The following is a 551-nucleotide window of genomic DNA, read 5'->3' on the forward strand; positions in this document are numbered from 1 at the left end:
CTTTTTGTTGCTTTTCTGCGATCATATTGTAGGTTTGATCTTGATTCGAGATCACTTGTGAGCCAAAGTTCATCGTGGCAGCTTTCATGATCGATAACGGACCTGTTGTTCCTGGCACTTCAGGCTCAATGTCTACATCTGGCCCATCTTCTGGTGGAATAACGACTAGGTCTTCCTCTTCATTTGGTGTAAATTCAATCGTTCCATCCGTAGTGACATTACGTACTTCTTTTGATGTTTCCTCGGGTAGTTCAGCTGCGAAGGCTGTGATTCCTCCGGCAAAAATGGTGGAGCTTAATGCGGCAATGGTTGCTAATCTAACGAATTTCATGTATTTAAATCCTACTTTCTTTATTTGTTTTTTTCTTTTTGTGTTTCCAAAAACTAAGAGTAACGATGATAATCAAAATACCCAATATTTTCCAAATATTCATCTGACTCTCGTTCGTTTGTGGTAATTTGTTATGCTCGCTCTTTGTCACTTCTGATGGTGTTTGAGCGATTTCTTTGGGGAAGATTGGTTTTACCTCAACTTCGGGTGCTGGCTCTGG

General features: G+C 40.5%; 2 protein-coding genes. Both read right to left on the reverse strand.

The window, feature by feature from the left end; translation table 11 throughout:
* Window positions 1-331: WxL domain-containing protein (locus P3R27_RS14665; RefSeq protein ID WP_301357605.1), on the reverse strand; the 331-nt coding region annotated here is incomplete at its 3' end.
* A gap of 4 nt (window positions 332-335) precedes the next feature.
* Window positions 336-551: LPXTG cell wall anchor domain-containing protein (locus tag P3R27_RS14670; RefSeq protein ID WP_301357603.1), on the reverse strand; the 216-nt coding region annotated here is incomplete at its 5' end.

Origin of the sequence: Enterococcus spodopteracolus (genome assembly GCF_030441955.1) — a bacterium.
GTDB classification, from domain to species: Bacteria; Bacillota; Bacilli; order Lactobacillales; family Enterococcaceae; genus Enterococcus_B; species Enterococcus_B spodopteracolus.